Origin of the sequence: Castellaniella sp. MT123, assembly GCF_039614765.1 — a bacterium.
Lineage (GTDB): Bacteria > Pseudomonadota > Gammaproteobacteria > Burkholderiales > Burkholderiaceae_B > Castellaniella.
In genome coordinates, this window is the sequence record NZ_CP154879.1 from 1660766 (window position 1) to 1679183 (window position 18418).

At 62.6% G+C, this 18418-nt stretch carries 18 protein-coding genes; 15 read left to right on the plus strand and 3 right to left on the minus strand.

All coding sequences use genetic code 11. From position 1 onward, the window contains the following. Nucleotides 1-44: 44 nt before the first annotated feature. The gene (locus tag ABCV34_RS07780; protein WP_345798625.1) at nt 45-1004 is read right to left on the minus strand and encodes a 2-hydroxyacid dehydrogenase; all 960 of its coding nucleotides are present in this window, start codon (nt 1002-1004) and stop codon (nt 45-47) included. Between the two features lie 151 nt (nt 1005-1155). Here ABCV34_RS07780 and ABCV34_RS07785 point away from each other — a divergent pair, with 151 nt between their 5' ends. Both ABCV34_RS07785 and ABCV34_RS07790 read left to right on the plus strand, forming a co-directional pair. After that, a complete protein-coding gene (locus tag ABCV34_RS07785) occupies nt 1156-1887 on the plus strand; it encodes an arginyltransferase (RefSeq protein WP_345798626.1) in 732 nt (243 codons plus the stop codon). A 27-nt stretch (nt 1888-1914) separates the two neighbouring features. Next, nucleotides 1915-2961, plus strand: a complete 1047-nt coding sequence (locus ABCV34_RS07790) for a quinone-dependent dihydroorotate dehydrogenase (RefSeq protein WP_345798627.1) — start codon at nt 1915-1917, stop codon at nt 2959-2961. Between the two features lie 102 nt (nt 2962-3063). Here ABCV34_RS07790 and ABCV34_RS07795 read toward each other — a convergent pair whose 3' ends face one another. Beyond that, complete coding sequence (locus tag ABCV34_RS07795; protein WP_345798736.1) at nt 3064-4020, minus strand: LysR family transcriptional regulator; 957 nt, start codon at nt 4018-4020, stop codon at nt 3064-3066. Nucleotides 4021-4093: 73 nt separating this feature from the next. Here ABCV34_RS07795 and araD1 point away from each other — a divergent pair, with 73 nt between their 5' ends. From araD1 to ABCV34_RS07835, 8 genes are all read left to right on the plus strand, one after another. Continuing rightward, entirely contained in the window at nt 4094-5095 is a 1002-nt protein-coding gene (gene araD1 / locus ABCV34_RS07800) for an AraD1 family protein (RefSeq protein WP_345798628.1), read from the plus strand. A gap of 250 nt (nt 5096-5345) precedes the next feature. Next, on the plus strand, nt 5346-6095 hold the full coding sequence (locus ABCV34_RS07805) for an amino acid ABC transporter permease (protein ID WP_345798629.1): 750 nt from the start codon (nt 5346-5348) through the stop codon (nt 6093-6095). Beyond that, nucleotides 6092-6745, plus strand: coding sequence for an amino acid ABC transporter permease (locus ABCV34_RS07810; RefSeq protein ID WP_345798630.1), 654 nt, complete (start codon nt 6092-6094; stop codon nt 6743-6745). Before ABCV34_RS07805 ends, ABCV34_RS07810 begins: the two co-directional genes overlap by 4 nt. Nucleotides 6746-6756: 11 nt before the next feature. Beyond that, the gene (locus ABCV34_RS07815) at nt 6757-7485 is read left to right on the plus strand and encodes an amino acid ABC transporter ATP-binding protein (protein ID WP_345798631.1); all 729 of its coding nucleotides are present in this window, start codon (nt 6757-6759) and stop codon (nt 7483-7485) included. 44 nt (nt 7486-7529) lie between these two features. Then, nucleotides 7530-8330, plus strand: coding sequence for a transporter substrate-binding domain-containing protein (locus tag ABCV34_RS07820; protein ID WP_345798632.1), 801 nt, complete (start codon nt 7530-7532; stop codon nt 8328-8330). Between the two features lie 60 nt (nt 8331-8390). Beyond that, nucleotides 8391-9917, plus strand: a complete 1527-nt coding sequence (locus tag ABCV34_RS07825) for an altronate dehydratase family protein (protein WP_345798633.1) — start codon at nt 8391-8393, stop codon at nt 9915-9917. A 76-nt stretch (nt 9918-9993) separates the two neighbouring features. Continuing rightward, nucleotides 9994-10926: a dihydrodipicolinate synthase family protein gene (locus tag ABCV34_RS07830; RefSeq protein ID WP_345798634.1), complete on the plus strand. Its 933-nt coding sequence runs from the start codon at nt 9994-9996 to the stop codon at nt 10924-10926. Nucleotides 10927-11056: 130 nt separating this feature from the next. Continuing rightward, entirely contained in the window at nt 11057-11830 is a 774-nt protein-coding gene (locus tag ABCV34_RS07835; protein ID WP_345798635.1) for an IclR family transcriptional regulator, read from the plus strand. Here the strand turns inward: ABCV34_RS07835 and ABCV34_RS07840 are convergent. After that, nucleotides 11827-13245, minus strand: coding sequence for an FAD-binding oxidoreductase (locus tag ABCV34_RS07840; RefSeq protein ID WP_345798636.1), 1419 nt, complete (start codon nt 13243-13245; stop codon nt 11827-11829). The genes ABCV34_RS07835 and ABCV34_RS07840 overlap by 4 nt on opposite strands. Before the next feature lie 218 nt (nt 13246-13463). On the opposite strand from ABCV34_RS07840, the gene ABCV34_RS07845 reads away from it, so the two are divergent. From ABCV34_RS07845 to dmpG, 5 genes are all read left to right on the plus strand, one after another. After that, nucleotides 13464-14483 carry a TRAP transporter substrate-binding protein gene (locus ABCV34_RS07845; protein ID WP_345798637.1) on the plus strand — a complete coding sequence of 340 codons (1020 nt, stop codon included), beginning with the start codon at nt 13464-13466 and terminating at the stop codon, nt 14481-14483. 108 nt (nt 14484-14591) lie between these two features. After that, the gene (locus tag ABCV34_RS07850) at nt 14592-15068 is read left to right on the plus strand and encodes a TRAP transporter small permease (protein WP_345798638.1); all 477 of its coding nucleotides are present in this window, start codon (nt 14592-14594) and stop codon (nt 15066-15068) included. A 3-nt stretch (nt 15069-15071) separates the two neighbouring features. Continuing rightward, on the plus strand, nt 15072-16355 hold the full coding sequence (locus ABCV34_RS07855) for a TRAP transporter large permease (protein ID WP_345798639.1): 1284 nt from the start codon (nt 15072-15074) through the stop codon (nt 16353-16355). A 50-nt stretch (nt 16356-16405) separates the two neighbouring features. Further along, nucleotides 16406-17320 carry an acetaldehyde dehydrogenase (acetylating) gene (locus ABCV34_RS07860; protein ID WP_345798640.1) on the plus strand — a complete coding sequence of 305 codons (915 nt, stop codon included), beginning with the start codon at nt 16406-16408 and terminating at the stop codon, nt 17318-17320. 10 nt (nt 17321-17330) lie between these two features. Continuing rightward, a complete protein-coding gene (gene dmpG, locus ABCV34_RS07865) occupies nt 17331-18377 on the plus strand; it encodes a 4-hydroxy-2-oxovalerate aldolase (protein WP_345798641.1) in 1047 nt (348 codons plus the stop codon). Nucleotides 18378-18418 lie beyond the last annotated feature (41 nt).

Consider the following 18418-nt stretch of genomic DNA (forward strand, 5'->3'; position numbering starts at 1 on the left):
CCGCCCCCGGGCGTCCAGGTCCGATCGGACCCGCACAGGATCCCTTACGACGAAACCACCGGCGTCAGCAGACGCCCCGTCTGTTGCCAGGCGATCAGGTTGTCCACCACCAGCTGGGACATTTTTCCGGCGGTTTCACGGGTGCCACTGGCCGCATGCGGCATGAGCACCGTGCGATCGATGGCCATCAACGCCTCCGGCGCGCCCGGTTCGTGTTCGAACACATCCAGCCCCGCGCCGCCCAGTTCTCCGGACTGCAACAGCGGAATCAGAGCCGACTCGTCGACCACGGAACCCCGCGCGATATTGATGAGCATGCCCTGCGGCCCCAACGCCCGCAATACCGGGGCATCGACCAGATGCCGGGTTGCCGCGCCGCCGGGGCAGGCCACGACCAGGAAGTCCGCCCATCGGGCCAGTTCGACCAGGGAAGGTTCATAACCATAGGCCGGCATATCGGTGCGCGCGTGCCGATTGTGATACCGCACCGTCATGCCGAACCCCTGGCCCCGCCGCGCGACGGCTTCGCCGATACGCCCCATGCCCAGAACCCCCAGGCGTTTGCCCCAGACCTGAGTGGACAACGGAAATTTGCCCTGCGCGACCCAGCGGCCGGAACGCACGTAGCGGTCGCCTTCCGGGATCTGCCGGGCGCAGGCCAGCAACAGCCCCCAGGCCATGTCGGCCACGCATTCGCTGAGCACGTCGGGCGTGTTGCTGACCGCGATCCCGCGTGTCCGGGCCGCCGCCAGCGGCAAGGCATCGCACCCCACCCCCCAACTGCAGATCGCCCGCACCTGCGGCAGCACCTGTAAAGTATCCGCATTCAGGCCCACCCGCGCCGAAGTGACGACCAGGCCGACGTCGGGCGCGAGCGACTTCAGACGGGCCTCGGGCTGATCTTCCCGATATAGCGGCAACACCCGCCAGCGGGCTGCCAACGCCGCATCGTAACTGGCCCCCAGGGATACCAGCTGAGCAAGTTCGAGGCCTGCGTCTTCCATGTCTTTCTCCAGTCTCATCATCGCCCGAATATCGATATTCAGGTCACTTGAATGACATCATACCTCGCATGGAATCCGCATCTTCCCGGACGCTGGTCTTCGTCCGCCACCGGTGTCACAATGAACCGACAGGATTTGGTGCCTTCCGGCCATGAGCAAACCCAGCGAATCGATCTTCCGCCGACTGCAGTTCTATACCACGGCCGCCTATCCGTGCAGCTACCTGCCCGGCCGCATGGCACGATCCGAGGTCGCGGCACCCGCCCATCTGGTGGATGACGCCGCCTATTCACGTCTGATCGAACAGGGTTTTCGCCGCAGCGGCCTGTTCACCTACCGTCCCGCCTGCGACGGCTGCCAGGCTTGCATCCCGCTGCGTGTCGATACGCGCAGATTCCAGCGCGACCGCACCCAGCAAAAACTGTGGCACCGCATGCAGGCCACCCTGAGCGCCGGAATCGCCCCCCTGCACTGGGACGCGCGGCATTTCGAACTCTATCTGCGCTACCAGCGCCAGCGCCATCCCGGCGCCGGGATGGATCAGGACGATCAGGCGCAATATACACAGTTTCTGCTGACCAGCCGGGTCCACACCGAAATGGCCGAATTCCACGACCCGGACGGTACCCTGCGCATGGTGTCCATCATGGACCGCATCGACCATGGCATCTCCGCCGTCTACACTTTCTACGATCCCGACTGGCACGGCAGCCTGGGGACGTACGGCATCCTGTGGCAACTGGACTACTGCCGGCGCCTGGGCCTGCCCTGGCTGTATCTGGGCTACTGGATCGAGGAAAGCCGTAAAATGGCATATAAATCGCGGTTTCGCCCGCACCAGATTCTGCGCGGCGGGGTCTGGATCGAACCTGCCAGCAACTGACCCGCGGCCTACGCCCCCTACGCCTTCATGTCCCTTCTGTTTCGCACCTACCCTCTGGCCCGTCAAGCCCTGTTTTCCATGGACCCCGAGCAGGCGCACGAATGGACGCTGCGCGCCCTGCAACGCAGCTACGACTGCGCGGTCACCCGGATGCTGACATCATCCCCCCAACCCACGCTGCCGCGCACGATCATGGGCCTGCCCCTGCGCAACCCGGTGGGCCTGGCGGCGGGGCTCGACAAGAACGGCGCCTACATCGATGCCCTGGCCACCCTGGGGTTCGGCTTCATCGAGGTCGGCACGGTCACCCCGCGCGCGCAGCCCGGCAATCCGAAACCCCGCATGTTTCGCCTGCCGCGCGCCCGCAGCCTGATCAACCGCATGGGCTTCAACAACGACGGCCTGGACACCTTCATCGCCAACGTCCAGCGCAGCCAATGGCGCCGCCAGGGCGGGATCCTGGGATTGAACATCGGCAAGAACGCCGCCACACCGATCGAGCACGCCGTGGACGACTATCTGCGCGGCCTGGAAGGCGTCTATCCCCACGCCGACTACATCACGGTGAACATCTCCTCGCCGAACACCCATAACCTGCGCAGTCTGCAAAGCTCCGACGCCCTGGATGCGCTGCTGTCGGCGCTGCAGGCGCGCCGCCAGGATCTGGCCGACCAGCATGGTCACCGCACTCCCCTGGTGGTCAAGATCGCGCCGGATCTCCAGCCCGAGGAAATCGACGCGGTGGCCGACCTGATCCCGCACCATGGCATCGATGGCATCATCGCCACCAACACCACACTGTCACGCGATGCCGTCCATGGCCTGCCCTACGAGGACGAGGCTGGCGGTCTGTCGGGCCCACCGGTGCACGAATTGTCGCTATCCGTGATCCGCCGGCTGCGCGAACGCCTGGGGCGCGACACCGCCATCATCGGCGTGGGCGGCATCGACTCCGGTCGCCAGGCCCTGGAAAAGATCCAGGCCGGTGCCGACGCGGTGCAGCTGTACACCGGGCTGATCTATCACGGGCCGGCACTGATCGGGGAATGCGTGCAGGCGCTGGAAGGCGCCTGAATCAGCGGCTCAGGAAGCACCGCATCGGGCATGTCCTGATTCGCCAATCCGCAGTTGGCCCACGACCCACATCACGCGTCAGCCGTCGCCAAAGCCTAAAAATCAATGGGCCAGCGATTGCTCGCGCACGGCCCGGATGAAAAGCTCGGCGACGGCCGTCGGCATACCCCCCTTGCGCGTGACGATCCCAAACGTATTGGCCGGAATTTTCAGCGCGACCGGCAGGATCCGGATCAGCCCCGCCTGGGCGAACATCCGTGCCACGTCGGTTGGTAGAAGCGCCACAACATCGATGCTTTTGTGCAGAATCGCAATGGTCGCGAAAGTCGAACCCGTCTCGATGACATTGACCGGCGACGGCAGGCCCGCCAGATCCATTTCCTTTTCCAGCAGGACGCGCAACGGCATTTTCTTTGGGTAGACGATCCAGCGATGATCCGCCAGCGACTCGAACGCCATGCCTTCCGCTGCGCCAGGATAATTCCGGCCTGCGACGACCGATATGGGTTCCTCGCCGATTGGAAAATAATTGTATTCATACGGTTCCGCGCTCACACCCGAACGGCCAATCACGAGATCGAGCTGCCCGTCATCCAGCAAATCCAGCAGATGCCGGCTCGTACCCTCGACGACTTCCACCGCCAGATGAGGGTGCGCGGTACGAATCCAATTCAGGGCGGAGATCAGGATTTCGGGAATCGCCCCCATGATCGTTCCAACCGCCAGCCGCCCACCCGCCCCTGATTGAATATCGGACACCTCGCGACAGAAATTACCCAGTTCGGTGGTAATGAGTTTGGCGTAGCGAATGGCGCAATGCCCCATGGCATTGGGCACCAATCCGACCTTGGTGCGGTCGAACAGAGTCACTTCCAGCATTCCCTCGATTTCCTGCAATGCCTTGCTGGCGGCCGACTGCGTGAGAAACATGACCGTCGCCGCCTTGTGCAGCGATTTATGCTCGCTGAGCGCGATCAATAACTGCAGCTGTTTGATCCGCAATTTACCAATCACCATCTTCACTGTTTGATCCGCAGGATTCATGATATTCATCACCACATGCAAATTATTCACTCACGATAATATCGCGACATCCCTACAATCTCTCTCGAGATTTAATCCCGGGGGAAAAATGCGCCTTATTCAATTCACCGACACGACAGGCCAGCGCCAGGTCGGCATGCTGGGCACGGATGACCAGCAAGTCAACATCATCCAGGGGGTCTCGTCCACCTACGACCTGGCCATGGCCGCCATCCGCGCCGGGCGCAGCCTGGCGGAAGAAGTGGCCCGTCATGATCTGACGCCCGCGCGTGAGTCCTGCGCCACCCTGCTGGCGGACCGCCGGGTGCTGGTACCTCTGGACCACGAAACCCCCGCGAACTGCCTCGTGACCGGCACGGGGCTGACCCATCTGGGCAGCGCCGCGACACGCGACAAGATGCACGCGGACCAATCCACCGTGGAAAGCATGACCGACTCGATGCGCATGTTCCGCTGGGGCCTGAAGGGCGGCCAACCCGAGCGCGGCGCGCCCGGTGTGCAGCCGGAATGGTTCTACAAAGGGGACGGCGATATTGTGGTGGCGCCCGGACATCCGATCCCATATCCCGAATTCGCGGAAGATGCCGGAGAAGAGCCGGAGATCGTCGGACTTTACCTGATCGGCGATGACCGTCACCCCTATCGCCTGGGGTTTGCCATCGGCAATGAATTCTCGGATCATGTCATGGAACGCAGAAATTATCTGTATCTCGCCCACTCCAAGCTGAGATTCTGTTCCTTCGGGCCCGAACTGCGGGTCGGAAAATTGCCCGACCACATCCAGGGCACGAGCCGCATCCTGCGCGATGGCAAGCCGCTTTGGGAAAAACCTTTCCTTTCGGGCGAAAAGAACATGAGCCATACGCTGGAAAACCTAGAATATCACCATTTCAAATATATGCAATTCCTGCGTCCAGGCAGTGTGCATATCCATTTCTTCGGAACGGCCACCCTGTCATTCGCTGACGGCATCCAGACGCGTCCGGGCGACGAGTTCGAGATTCAAGCGCCGGAATTCGGCGCCGCGCTGCGCAATCCGATCGCGCCAGCGCGCACACCCTATTCCCCCGGCAAAACCATTCAGCTCTGAGCCGGTTTTGTCCGCCTGACGCCGCAAGGCCCGGTCCCCGGTGTCCCGAAAAGCGCCCGATGATGATTATGGTTTTCCCTGATCCTCGTCGGGTGTTTTCTTTTCCTGCCCGCCATCCCCACTCGGAGGCAGCGCAGACATTCCAAAAACTGTTCGGTTGAACACAATTATTCAATAGACGCAAAAACAGGTGTCATGGACACTGTGCGCCAGCGAGGCAGACAAACGCAAACCAACAAAATCATTCAATATGGATTACGGATTCGATTTCAGCTTCATCGGCGAATTCTGGCCGAGCCTGCTCGAAGGCCTGTGGGTCTCGACCAGGATGGCGGCCGTTTCGTTGACCGGAGGCTTCATCCTGGGCGTGCTGCTGGCCGTCGCAAGAAGCCAAGACTCCGGTCTGATACGCCGCCTGGCGGGTGGCTTCGTCGATCTGACGCGCAACACGCCACTGATCGTACAAACCTTCTGGCTGTTCTTCGGCCTTTCCGCCCTGGAGATTCGCGTGCCGGCATTCTATGCCGCCGTCATCGCCCTGGCGATCAACACGTCCGGCTACACCTGCGAAATCGTGCGCGCCGGCATGGATTCGGTGCATCACGGCCAGAAAGAAGCGGCCGCCTGCCTGGGCCTGAGCAAGGCCCGAATCCTGCGCCACGTCGTGCTGCCCCAGGCCATCGAGAAGATGTATCCGTCGCTGATCAGTCAGTTTGTACTGATGATGCTGGCCACCTCGATCATGTCGGAGATTTCCGTCGAGGAATTGACAGCCATCGGCTACCAGATCCAGAGTCAGACCTTCCGCGGATTCGAAGCCTACCTCGTGATCGCAGCGATCTATCTGGCGATGTCCTGGCTGCTGAGAGTGGTCATGACACTCTGCTACAACGTCGCCTTTCCCAAGCAGCGCCATATTGACCAGGCCAGGTCCGCCGGATCCCGGCAGGCCCGCGACAAAGCCCTGTCCGGCACGGCCATGAACGGAGCCAAATCATGATGTTCGGAGTCTCCTACAGCCAATGGATGTTCATCCTGACGGGGGCCGGCTGGACCCTGATCCTCTCGGTCCTGGGTTTCCTGGGCGGCACGGTGGTCGGCCTGCCCGTTGCCATCGGGCGCGCGTCCAAAAGCCGTTTTCCCAGGTTCCTGACGGCCGCTTACGTCAAGCTGATCCAGGGCATCCCGCTGCCGGTGGTCATGTTCATCGTCTATTTCGGTATCAGCATCGCCGGCTATGAGCTGCCGGCGCTGGTTGCCGCCGGCATCGCCATGACGTTGTATTCCAGTGCCTTCCTGGGAGAGATCTGGCGTGGATGCATCGAGGCCATTCCCCCGACCCAATGGGAAGCCTCCGAATGCCTGGCCCTCAACAAGGTGCAGACACTGGCGCACGTGGTCCTGCCGCAGGCCTTCCGGATCGCCATCCCCCCCACCGTGGGCTTTCTGGTCCAGATCGTGAAGAACACGTCGTACGCGGTGGTGATCGGATTCTTCGATCTCACGTATTCCGCGCGCGTCATCAACAACTCGACCTTCAAGCCCTTCGTCGTGTTCACCGTCGCGGCGCTGATCTACTTCGCCATGTGCTATCCGCTTTCCATTCTGTCGTATCGACTGGAACGCAGGCTCAAGCGCCATTCCCGATAATGGAGAACCCCATGAATCCACGCGTCCGGTTCCGGAACGTCAGAAAATCCTATGGCGACACGGAAGTGCTGAAGGGCATTTCGTTCGATGTCTTCAAGGGCAACGTCGTCGCACTCATCGGCCAGAGCGGTTCGGGCAAGAGCACAGCGCTGCGGTGCATCAACGGTCTGGAGGAGATCAACGCCGGGGAACTCCACGTCTGCGGCCGCGAAGTGCACAAAAAGGGCTGTGACATCTCCGCGCTTCGGCTCCAGGTCGGGATCGTCTTCCAGAGCTACAACCTGTTCCCGCACCTGACGGTGGAGAAGAACATCACCCTGGCGCCCCGCAAGGTCAAGCACATCAGCCAGAAGGAAGCCCGGGAACAGGCGATGCACGTGCTGGGACAAGTCGGCCTGGCCGACAAGGCGCAATCCTACCCGGAGCAGCTGTCCGGCGGACAACAACAGCGCGTCGCAATCGCCCGGTCGCTGGCCATGCAGCCGGAACTGATGCTGTTCGACGAAGTGACGTCGGCGCTCGATCCGCAGATCACCGGCGAGGTCCTCAAGGTCATCGAGGGTCTGGCGCGCGACGGTATGACCATGGTTCTGGTCACTCACGAAATGGGATTCGCCACAGCGGTCGCCGACCAAATCCTCTATATGCGGGACGGCATCGTCTGGGAGACCGGCGACGGCAATCTGTTGAAGGATCCTCAAACCCCGGAGCTGCGGCAGTTCATCAGCAACGGGCTGTAATACGCAACCCACCCTCATCACCACACAACAAGCTGGAGAGACACATGCAAATTTCCCGACACTTCCCGAAACTGGCAATCCTGGCCCTGGCGGCGGCATACACGATCGGCGCGCAGGCCAACCAGCTGGAGGACATCCAGAAAAAGGGGGAGATCACGATTGGCGTCGATATCAGCGCTCCCCCTTACGGGATGGTCGATGAAAACGCGAAGCAGACGGGCTTCGACATCGATTCCGCCCATCTGCTGGCGGACGCCCTCGGAGTGAAGCTCACGGTCGTTCCGGTGACGGGTCCGACCCGGGTCCAGTTCCTGCGCACCAAGAAGGTCGACCTCATCATGGCGTCTTTCTCGATCACCGACGAGCGCAAGAAAGTCATCGACTTCTCGCAGCCATACGGCGTCGTGCCGGTCGTCGTGGGCGGCCCTGAAAAAGTGAAGGTCGCGGGCCCGGCGGATCTGGCGGGGAAAGCCATCGCAGTGACCCGCGGCACCACCAGCGACAAGGCCATCACCGACAGCACCAAGGGCATCTCCGGCGTGTCCATCGTCCGGTACCAGGATGACGCCACCACCAATACGGCGGTCATGACCGGCCAGCAACAATACATCGTCGCCGCAAGCAGTGTGCTGCCGGAAATCAAGAAGACCAGCCCCAAGACCGACATAGGCTACAAATACACGGCTGTCAGCTTCCCGATGGGCGTCGGCATCCGCCAGAACGAGCCCGAACTCAAGGCGCGGATCAACCAATGGGTCGAGACCAACCTGAAGAACGGCAAGCTCAACGCGATCTACAAGACGTATTTCTTCGGCCAGTCGCTGCCCGAGGCCATGTTGAAGTAGGAATCACCCGGACGGTGGCGTCCGCGCTCGCGGCGCCACCACCATCATGAGATCGAGGTCATGTCAAAAAGCGTTCCATTTCTAATCCTCAACCCCGCGGACGACGTCATGATCGCCCTGCGGGACCTGAGCCAGGGCGATTGCATCAACGGCGTCACGTTGCTGGACGCCATCCCGTCCGGGCACAAAATCGCCATCAAGCCCATTGCCAAGGGGCAGCCCATCCGCCGTTATGGGCAGGTCATCGGGTTTGCCACCCAGGACGTCGCGATGGGGCGGCACGTGCATGTGCACAACCTCGCAATCGGCGAATTCGAGAAGGACTACCGTTTCTCCCAGGACTATGCCCCGACCGACCGGGTCGACACACCCGACACGTTCATGGGCATCGTCCGTCCGGACGGACAGGTTGCCACCCGCAACTACATCGGCATCCTGACCTCGGTCAACTGCTCGGCCACGGTGGCCCGCGCCGTCGCGGACCAGTTCCGCCGCGAGATCCGCCCCGAAGCCCTGGAGCCCTATCCCAACGTCGACGGCGTCGTCGCCCTGACCCACGGCACGGGCTGCGCCATCGATTCCACGGGCGAAGGATTGAAGATCCTGCAGCGGACCATTGCCGGTTACGTGCGCCATCCAAATTTCGCGGGGCTGCTGATCATCGGCCTGGGCTGCGAGACCAACCAGATTTCCGCCCTGATGAAGGCGCAGGCCCTGGAAGAAGGCCGCAACCTGCACACTTTCAACATTCAGGACGCTGGCGGAACTCCCAAGAGCATCGCCAAGGGCGTGGAAATCGTCCAGGGGATGCTCGAAGAGGCCAACCGGATCGAACGCCGGCCAGTGCCGGTCAGCCACCTGAAGATCGGCCTGCAGTGCGGCGGCTCGGACGGCTACTCGGGAATCACCGCCAATCCGGTGCTGGGCGCGGCCATGGACATTCTGGTGCGCAACGGCGGCACGGCGATCCTGTCCGAAACCCCCGAAATCTATGGCGCGGAGCACCTGCTGACCTGCAGGGCCGCCACACCCGCGATCGGCCGCAAACTGGTCGACATCATCGACTGGTGGAAGGACCTGTGCGCACGCAACAACGCCTCGCTGGATAACAACCCGTCGTCGGGCAACAAGGCGGGCGGCCTGACGACTGTCCTGGAGAAATCCCTGGGCGGGGTCGCCAAAGGCGGCACTACCGGCATGATGGAGGTCTACCAGTATGCCGAGCCGGTCGAAGCCCAAGGCCTGGTGTTCATGAACACGCCGGGCTATGACCCGATGTCCGCCACCGGCCAGGTCGCAGGCGGCGCCAACATGATCTGCTTTACGACCGGGCGAGGCTCCGCATACGGTTGCGCACCCGCCCCCTCGTTGAAGCTGTCGACCAACACGGCATTGTGGGTCCGCCAGCAGGACGACATCGACATGAACTGCGGCTCCGTCGTCGACGAAGGCGCCAACATCGGCCAGCTGGGGCGCGAGTTCTACGACATGATGATCCGCTGCGCGTCGGGCGAACGCTCGAAGAGCGAGCAATACGGCTATGGCCAGAACGAGTTCGTGCCGTGGCAATTGAGCGTCGTGACCTGATCAGGTCATGCGGCCGCGGCCGTCCCCACCGCTGCGGCCGTCCTCCCCGTCATTCGTTTTCCAGGTATTCAATATCATGTCCACCCGCTACCACGCAGCCCGCTACAAGGGCGTCTATCCCGTCGTCCCGACCATCTTCAAGGATGACGCCACCATCGACCTGGACGGTCAACGCCGCTGCGTCGATTTCATGATCGATGCAGGCTCCGACGGCCTGAGCCTGCTGGCGAATTTCTCCGAGCAGTTTTCGCTCACCGACGAGGAACGCAGGATTCTGACGGAAACCATCCTGACGCACGTGAACGGGCGCGTCCCGGTCATCGTCACCACCTCGCACTACAGCACCGACATCTGCATCCAGCGCAACCAGCATGCCAGCGACTTCGGCGCCGCCATGGTGATGGTGCTGCCCCCATACCACGGCGCGACCATCCGCTGCGACGAAGCTCGCGCCCACCAATACTTCAACCGTCTGTCCGACGCCAGCGACATCCCAATCATGGTCCAGGATGCACCGATCAGCGGCACCCAGCTGTCCGCCGCAGCCCTGGCCGGAATGGCCAGGACGATCGAGCAGGTGCGGTACTTCAAGATCGAAAGCGCGGGGGTCGCCACCAAACTGCGCGCGCTGCTGGAGCTTGGCGGCGACGCCATCGAAGGCCCCTGGGACGGAGAGGAATCCATCACCCTGCTGCCGGACCTGGACGCCGGCGCCACCGGCGCCATGACGGGGGGTGGCTACCCCGACGGCATCAAGGCCATCTTCGATGCCCATATCTCGGGGGACCGGGAAAAAGCGGTTTCCCTCTACCAGCAATGGCTGCCGCTCATCAACTACGAAAACCGCCAGACCGGCATCCAGACGGCCAAGATCCTGATGAAGGAAGGCGGGATCATCGGCTCGGACCATACGCGCCATCCGTTTCCGGCAGCAATCCCAGAAATCCGGGCCGGGCTGATCGAAACCGCCCGCAGACTCGATCCGCTGGTGCTGCGCTGGGCACGATGACGCCCGTCGCAATGGAACCTCGCGCCACGGCACCAGAGTGGATGTGGCTGCGGATGGCTTAGAATGTCCGGCGTCGGTCGGCACGCGCAACCATCGTTCGCGAAACGCGACACCACCAACGCAGGGGCATATGCAGAAGTCCGAAGACGAGACGGCGCACAGACAGACCACCGCAAGCCAGACCCTCGTCCGGGGTCTCGAGGTCATCGAGGCCGTCTCGAAGGGCGGCGCCCATGACATCGGCGTCATCGCCGAACGGACGGGGATGACCTACAGCACAGCGCACCGCATCGTGTCGGTGCTGGTGCAGCGTCAGTATCTGAAACGGGTGCCCGGGAAGGGATACCAGCTGGGCCGGAAACTGCTGGCCCTGGGATTCCAGGCGTACAGCCAGGTCGAACTCACGCCGGTCGCCCGGCCATTGCTCGAACGGCTGGCGGCCCAGACCAGCGACACCGTGCACCTGGCCTGCGAAGAACTGGGCGCCGTGTTCTACCTCGACAAGATCGCCAGCCGCCGGCCGGTAGAAATCAGTTCCCGCGTCGGCGGCATGAAGCCTCTGATCACCACCGGCGTGGGCAAGGCGCTGCTGCTGGACGGGTCGCCCGCATCCTGGGGGGCCCTCTATGACACCGATGCCGGGCAGCTGGGGCTTGCCGCCACCCGCGAGGAATGGCTCGACATGATGCGGCATTACGCATCATGCGGCTACACCTACGACCTGGGCGAGGACGAGCCATCGATCCGCTGCGTTGCCGCGCCGGTCCGGGATGCCAGCCATGCGATCGTCGCCGCCATCAGCGTCTCCAGCACGACCGATTACATGCCGCCCTTGCGCATGCGGGAGCTCGTGCCGCTCGTGCTGGAAACGGCGCGCCAGATCAGCGCCGAACTCGGAAACTAGGACTCGAGGATCTTTCCAGGGTTCATGATCCCCTGCGGGTCCAGCGCCTGTTTCAGTGTCCGCATCAGCTGGATCTCCGCCGGGCTGCGGCTGTATTCGAGCCAGGGCCGCTTATGCAGACCGATGCCGTGCTCGGCGGACACCGAACCGGACAGGTCGCGGACGATCGTATAGAACGCCTCTTCGATCCCGTGCTCGGTCAGGCCGCCATCCGCGGGCAACGGCCCCGCAACGATATGCACGTTGCCGTCCCCGACATGGCCGAAATACATGTGCGCAATCCCCGGAAACCCGCTCTCCATCGCGGCCCGCATCCGTTCCACACACGTACCGATGCGGGAGATCGGCACGGACACATCGAAATTGAGGGTCGGCGCCAGCTTGGGAAGCATTTCCGCGACGCTGTCGCGCAAAGCCCAGAATGCCTCGGCATCGCCATGAGACTGCGCAATCGCCGCATCCTGCGCCCACCCCTGTTCCAGGGCATGCTCCAGCACGCCCTGGAACCGGGCGGCATCGTCCTGGGGACGGGGGCTCTGCATGTCCAGAAGGACATACAGGGGATAATCGGCGGCCAAAGGCGCACGTGCGCCCTCCAGGCTGGTGGCCGCCTGGTAATAATCCCGCCACATGACCTCGAACGCGCTGACCTGGCCCGACAGGGCCTGGCGAGCATGACGCAGCAGCTTCAGGGCGGAATCGAACCCATCCAGTGCGACCAGTGCCGTATTGGCACCCGAGATTCCGGGGTGCAGGCGCAACACCGCGCGCGTCACGACGCCCAGGGTGCCTTCGCTGCCAATGAACAGCTGCTTCAGATCGATACCGGTATTGTTCTTGCCCATCTGGTTCATCATGGACAGGACCGTGCCGTCGGGCAGCACCGCCTCCAGGCCCAGCACCAGATCCCTCGTCATGCCATAGCGGATGACCCGGTTGCCGCCCGCATTGGTGGAAATATTGCCGCCGATCTGGCATGAACCCCGGGCCCCCAGATCCAGCCCACAGAGAAAGCCGGCCGCCTGCGCCGCCTCCTGGATGGCCTGCAAGGGCACACCTGCCTGAACGGTCAACGTGGCCGAATCGGCATCCAGGCATTCGATGCGGTTCAGTCGCTCAAGGGACAGAACCACCGCGCCCTCGTCGGGAACCGCGCCGCCCGCCAAACCGGTCAGGCCGCCTTGCGGCACGACCGGGCGCCGCAAGGCATGACACGCGGCCAGGGCCCGGGATACATCCTCCGTACTGCGCGGCAGGACCAACACGGCCGGCCGGCCTCTTCGCTCGGTGCTCCAGTCGCCCAGATAGCGGTCGCTGATCGCCTCCCCGGTACGCACCTGATCATCTCCCAGGGCTGCACGCAGCCGGGTGGCGAGCATCTCATCGTCGCCTCGGATGTCACTTACCACTTCCACGTCAATCTCCAACATAATTATTTCTCAATATGTGAGATTACATCTCATCTATTGAAAAAATTTTATCACCAATCTAGAATTACTCCGTGCCCAAACGGGACACTCAAGCCAGCTCTGCCTGGGCTGATCACAATGAATCAACAGTCCGGCTCCGGATGACACAACCGGACCGGACACTAGACCCTGATCGATGGATCAGGGCAGTTCTCGGAGAAGACATGAACACACTCAAGACGTATGCCGGACACTTCGCGCGCAAGACCTTCCTGATGCCAGGACTGGTCGCGCTGGCGCTCGGGCTGAGTGCGCAGGCGCCAGCCGCAGCGCAGACCGTCCTGAAAGCCGCTCACTCGTCGGCCACGTCCAGCACGGGTCACCAGGCATTCGAATACATGGCCCAGCAGCTGAAGCAAAAAACCGACGGCCGCATCACCATGCAGATCTTCCCCAGCTCGCAGCTGGGCAGCGAACGCGAACAGATCGAAAGCATTCAGCTGGGCAACCTGGACATGTCCTTCGTGTCTTCAGCGGTCCTGGGTGCCTTCAACCCGCAGTTCTTCGCCCTGGACATCCCCTTCATGTTCAAGGACCGCGCCGGCGTCTATCGCGTCCTGGACGGAAAAATCGGCACCCAGCTGATGGCCAGCCTGGACAAGGTCGGCATCAAGGGCCTGGCGTACTGGGAAAACGGCTTTCGCCAGCTGACCAACAACGTGCGCCCGATCCGCAGTCCGAAGGACCTCGAAGGCATGAAGATGCGCACCATGGAAAACGAAGTGCACATCGCCGCCTGGAAAGCCGAAGGCGCCAACCCCGCGCCGCTGGCATTCGGCGAACTGTTTACGGCGCTTCAGCAGGGCACGTTCGACGCCCAGGAAGGCCCGATCAACCTGTTCTACGACATGAAGTTCTACGAGGTGCAGAAATACATCACGCGCACGAACCACGTGTATTCGCCCTGGCCCCTGCTGATCAATCCTGACGTCTACAACAGCTTCAGCGCCAAGGACCGCGAAATTTTCGACCAGGTCGTCAAAGACACCACCCAATACCAGCGCACGCTGGCACAAAAGGCGGATGACAAGGCGGCCGCCGCCATGCCTCAGGTCCAGATCATCGACCTGACGCCGGAAGAGCACACCGCTTTTGCCAGCCGCATGGGCCCCATCCGGGAAATGGTCAAGAAAAAGGTCGGCGCCCAGATCGTGGACGCGATCGACGCCGAGGTCAACCGCTAACAGCCCCTCAGGCTCGGGTGCCGGACGCCGGCACCCGTTTTCCATCCCGGGCCGCCGCCATCCCGCGCATGCCGGCGCGGCTCCGAATCCATGCTCCGGAACACTACGATGCTCAAGTGGATCGATGATCACTTCGAGGAAGCCCTGCTCGTCTTCCTGCTTTCCGCCATGTCCCTCCTGATCGGCGGCCAGGTCTTCATGCGGTATGTCATGATGAACTCGCTGGCCTGGTCCGAGGAACTGGCCCGCTACTGTTTCATCTGGGCCACCTATCTTGGCGTCAGCTACGGCGTCAAACGCAAAGCCCACATTTGCGTCACCGCCGTCAGCGAACGCCTGTCGGGCAACCCGCAGCGCTATCTGCATATTTTCGCCTACCTGATCTTCGGCCTGTTCGCCTTCCTGGTCATGAAAGAAGGCTGGGCGCTGGCGATGAAGATCTTCCGCTTCGGACAGAAATCGTCTTCCCTGGGGATCTACATGGGCTGGATCTACCTGGCACCGACCATCAGTTTCGGGTTGGTCGTCCTGCGTCTGCTGCAGGCGATCGGCCACGAAGTCCGCGCCATCCGTCAGGGAGCCTGAACCATGGTCTCGCTTCTTCTTTTCGGCACCTTCGTCCTCCTGCTCATTGCCGCCGTCCCGGTGGCGATTTCCCTGGGCCTGGCCTCCGCGTTCGCGCTGCTCTACAGCGGCAAGGTCAGCAGCAGCTTCATCGCTCAGGGACTGGTGACCTCGATCGACTCGTTCCCCTTGATGGCCGTGCCCTTCTTCATCCTGGCCGGCGATCTGATGGGACACGGAGGTCTGTCCCGCCGCCTGCTGAACGTCGGCGCGGTCTTCTTTGGCCGCTACACGGGCGGGCTGGCCATCATCGCCGTGGTCACCTGCATGTTCTTCGCGGCCATTTCCGGATCGGGTCCGGCCACCGTCGCCGCCATCGGCGGCATCATGCTGCCAGCCATGAGCAAGGCCGGCTATGACAAAGGCTGGTCGGTCGGACTGATCGCCTCGGCGGGCAGTATCGGCATCATCATTCCGCCGAGCATCCCCATGATCATCTACGCGGTATCGGCCAACGTGTCGATCACGCAGATGTTCATCGCCGGCATCATCCCGGGGCTGATGATCGGCATCGGCCTGATCGTGGTGGCCTGGTTCAGCGCGCGCAAGCGTGGCTACACGGGGGATGAGCGCCGCTACACCGGCCGCGAGATCATCGCCACGATCTGGGATGCCAAATGGGCCTTGCTGGTCCCGATCATCATCCTGGGCGGCATCTATGGCGGCGTGTTCACCCCCACCGAAGCCGCCGCCGTCGGTGTCATCTACGGGTTCATCATCGGCGTCTTCGTCCACCGTGAACTCAGCTGGAAGGACATCTACCGGGTCATTGCGGAATCCGCCTTGACCTCCGCTACCGTGATCCTGATCGTGGGCACTGCAACGATCTTCGGGCGCGTCCTGACGATCGAGCAGATTCCCGTGATGATTGCCCAGGCCATGGTCAGCCTGACCGACAGCCATATCCTGATCCTGCTGCTGATCAACATTCTGTTGCTGTTTGTCGGCATGTTCATGGAGACCCTGGCAGCCATCATCATCCTGACGCCGATCCTGCTGCCCGTCGTCCTGGCCGTGGGCGTCGATCCGGTGCACTTCGGCATCGTCGTGATCGTCAATCTGGCCATCGGCATGGTGACACCGCCTGTCGGGGTCAACCTGTTCGTCGGCGCCCGCATCGGCAACACCAGCCTGGAGAAAGCCTCGGCCGGTGCCCTGATCTTCATCGCCTCGATGCTCATCATCCTGATGCTCATCACCTATGTGCCGTCGCTGTCGCTGGCACCCCTGAGTCTCATGGGAAAGTGAGCGCACCACCCATGACCCTATTTTCACGCTCAGACAAAGAGGAGTTCGCCATGACAAACAAGTTTCGCGCGGCCATCATCGGCCCCGGCAATATCGGCACCGACCTGCTGGCCAAACTGATGCGCAGCGACTGGATCGAGCCGGTCTGGATGGTGGGTATTGACCCGGATTCCGACGGCCTCAAACGCGCCCGCGAGCTGGGTCTGAAAACCACGGACCAAGGTGTCGACGGCCTCCTGCCGCATGTGATCGAAGACGGCATCCGCTTTGCGTTCGATGCCACCAGCGCCTATGTGCACAAATCCAATTCGGACAAGCTGACGGCGCTGGGCGTGCGCATGATCGACCTGACGCCAGCGGCCATCGGCCCGTTCTGCGTCCCGCCGGTCAACCTGGCCAGCCTGGTGGAGCAGGACCAGCAGAACGTCAACATGGTCACCTGCGGCGGCCAGGCCACTATTCCGATGGTCAATGCCATATCCCGCGTGCAGCCGGTGGAATACGGTGAAATCATCGCCACGGTGTCGTCACGATCGGCGGGCCCCGGCACGCGCAAGAACATCGACGAGTTCACCCGCACCACGGCGGGTGCCGTCGAGAAGGTCGGTGGTGCCAGGAAAGGCAAGGCCATCATCATCCTGAATCCCGCCGATCCCCCGATGATCATGCGCGACACGGTGCACTGCCTGACCGAGACCGATCCCGACCAGGCCGCGATCACCGAATCGATCCACCAGATGCTGGAACAGGTCCGCAAATACGTGCCCGGCTACCGCCTGGTGAATGGCCCGGTGTTCGACGGAAAACGTGTCTCTGTGTACCTGGAAATCGAGGGTCTGGGAGACTACCTGCCGAAATATTCGGGCAATCTGGACATCATGACCGCCGCAGCGGCGCGCACCGCCGAACTGATGGCCGAGCACATGCTGCACGGCACCCCCCAAGCCGCCCCGGCTGCCCTCTAAGGAGTCCATCATGACCTCGACTCAAAACAAGATCACCCTGCATGACATGACGCTGCGCGATGGCATGCACCCCAAGCAGCACCGGATCACGCTCGACCAGATGCGCACGATCGCCCAGGGGCTGGACGACGCAGGCATGCCGCTCATCGAAGTCACCCACGGTGACGGGCTGGGTGGTGCCTCCGTCAATTATGGCTTCCCGGCACATTCCGACGAGGAATACCTGCAGGCCGTGCTGCCTGTGGTCAAGCACAGCAAGGTATCCGCGCTGCTGCTGCCCGGGATCGGTACCACCGACCACCTGCGCATGGCGCATGATCTGGGGGTGCACACCATCCGGGTCGCCACCCACTGCACCGAGGCCGATGTCTCCGAACAGCACATCACCGAAGCGCGCCGCCTGGGGATGGACACCGTCGGCTTTCTGATGATGAGTCACATGAACAGCCCCGAGGGGCTGGTCAAACAAGCCCGGCTCATGGAAGGTTACGGCGCCAACTGCATCTACATCACGGACTCGGCCGGCCATCTGCTGCCCCACACGGTACGGGAACGGCTGCTGGCTGTGCGCGACGCGCTCAAACCCGACACGGAGCTGGGCTTTCATGGCCACCACAACCTGGCCATGGGTGTCGCCAACACCATTGCCGCCATCGAGGCCGGCGCAACCCGCGTCGATGCGGCCTGCGCCGGGCTGGGCGCGGGCGCGGGCAACACACCGATGGAGGTCCTGGTCGCGGTACTGGATCTGATGGGCATCCAGACGGGGGTGGACGTCTTCAAGATCCAGGACGTGGCCGAGGACCTGGTCGTGCCGATGATGGATTTCCCGATCCGCATCGACCGCGATGCGCTGACGTTGGGCTATGCCGGCGTCTATGGTTCGTTCCTGCTGTTCGCCAAGCGCGCCGAAAAGAAATACGGCGTGCCTGCCCGCGAGATCCTGGTCGAAATGGGGCGTCGCGGCATGGTGGGGGGTCAGGAAGACATGATCGAGGACACCGCCTTGTCCTTGCTCAACCAGCGCAGCGCCCGGAAACAGGCCGTCACGGCCTGAGCCCGGATGCATCCCCGTCCGGCAGGCTCAGGGCCCTGAGC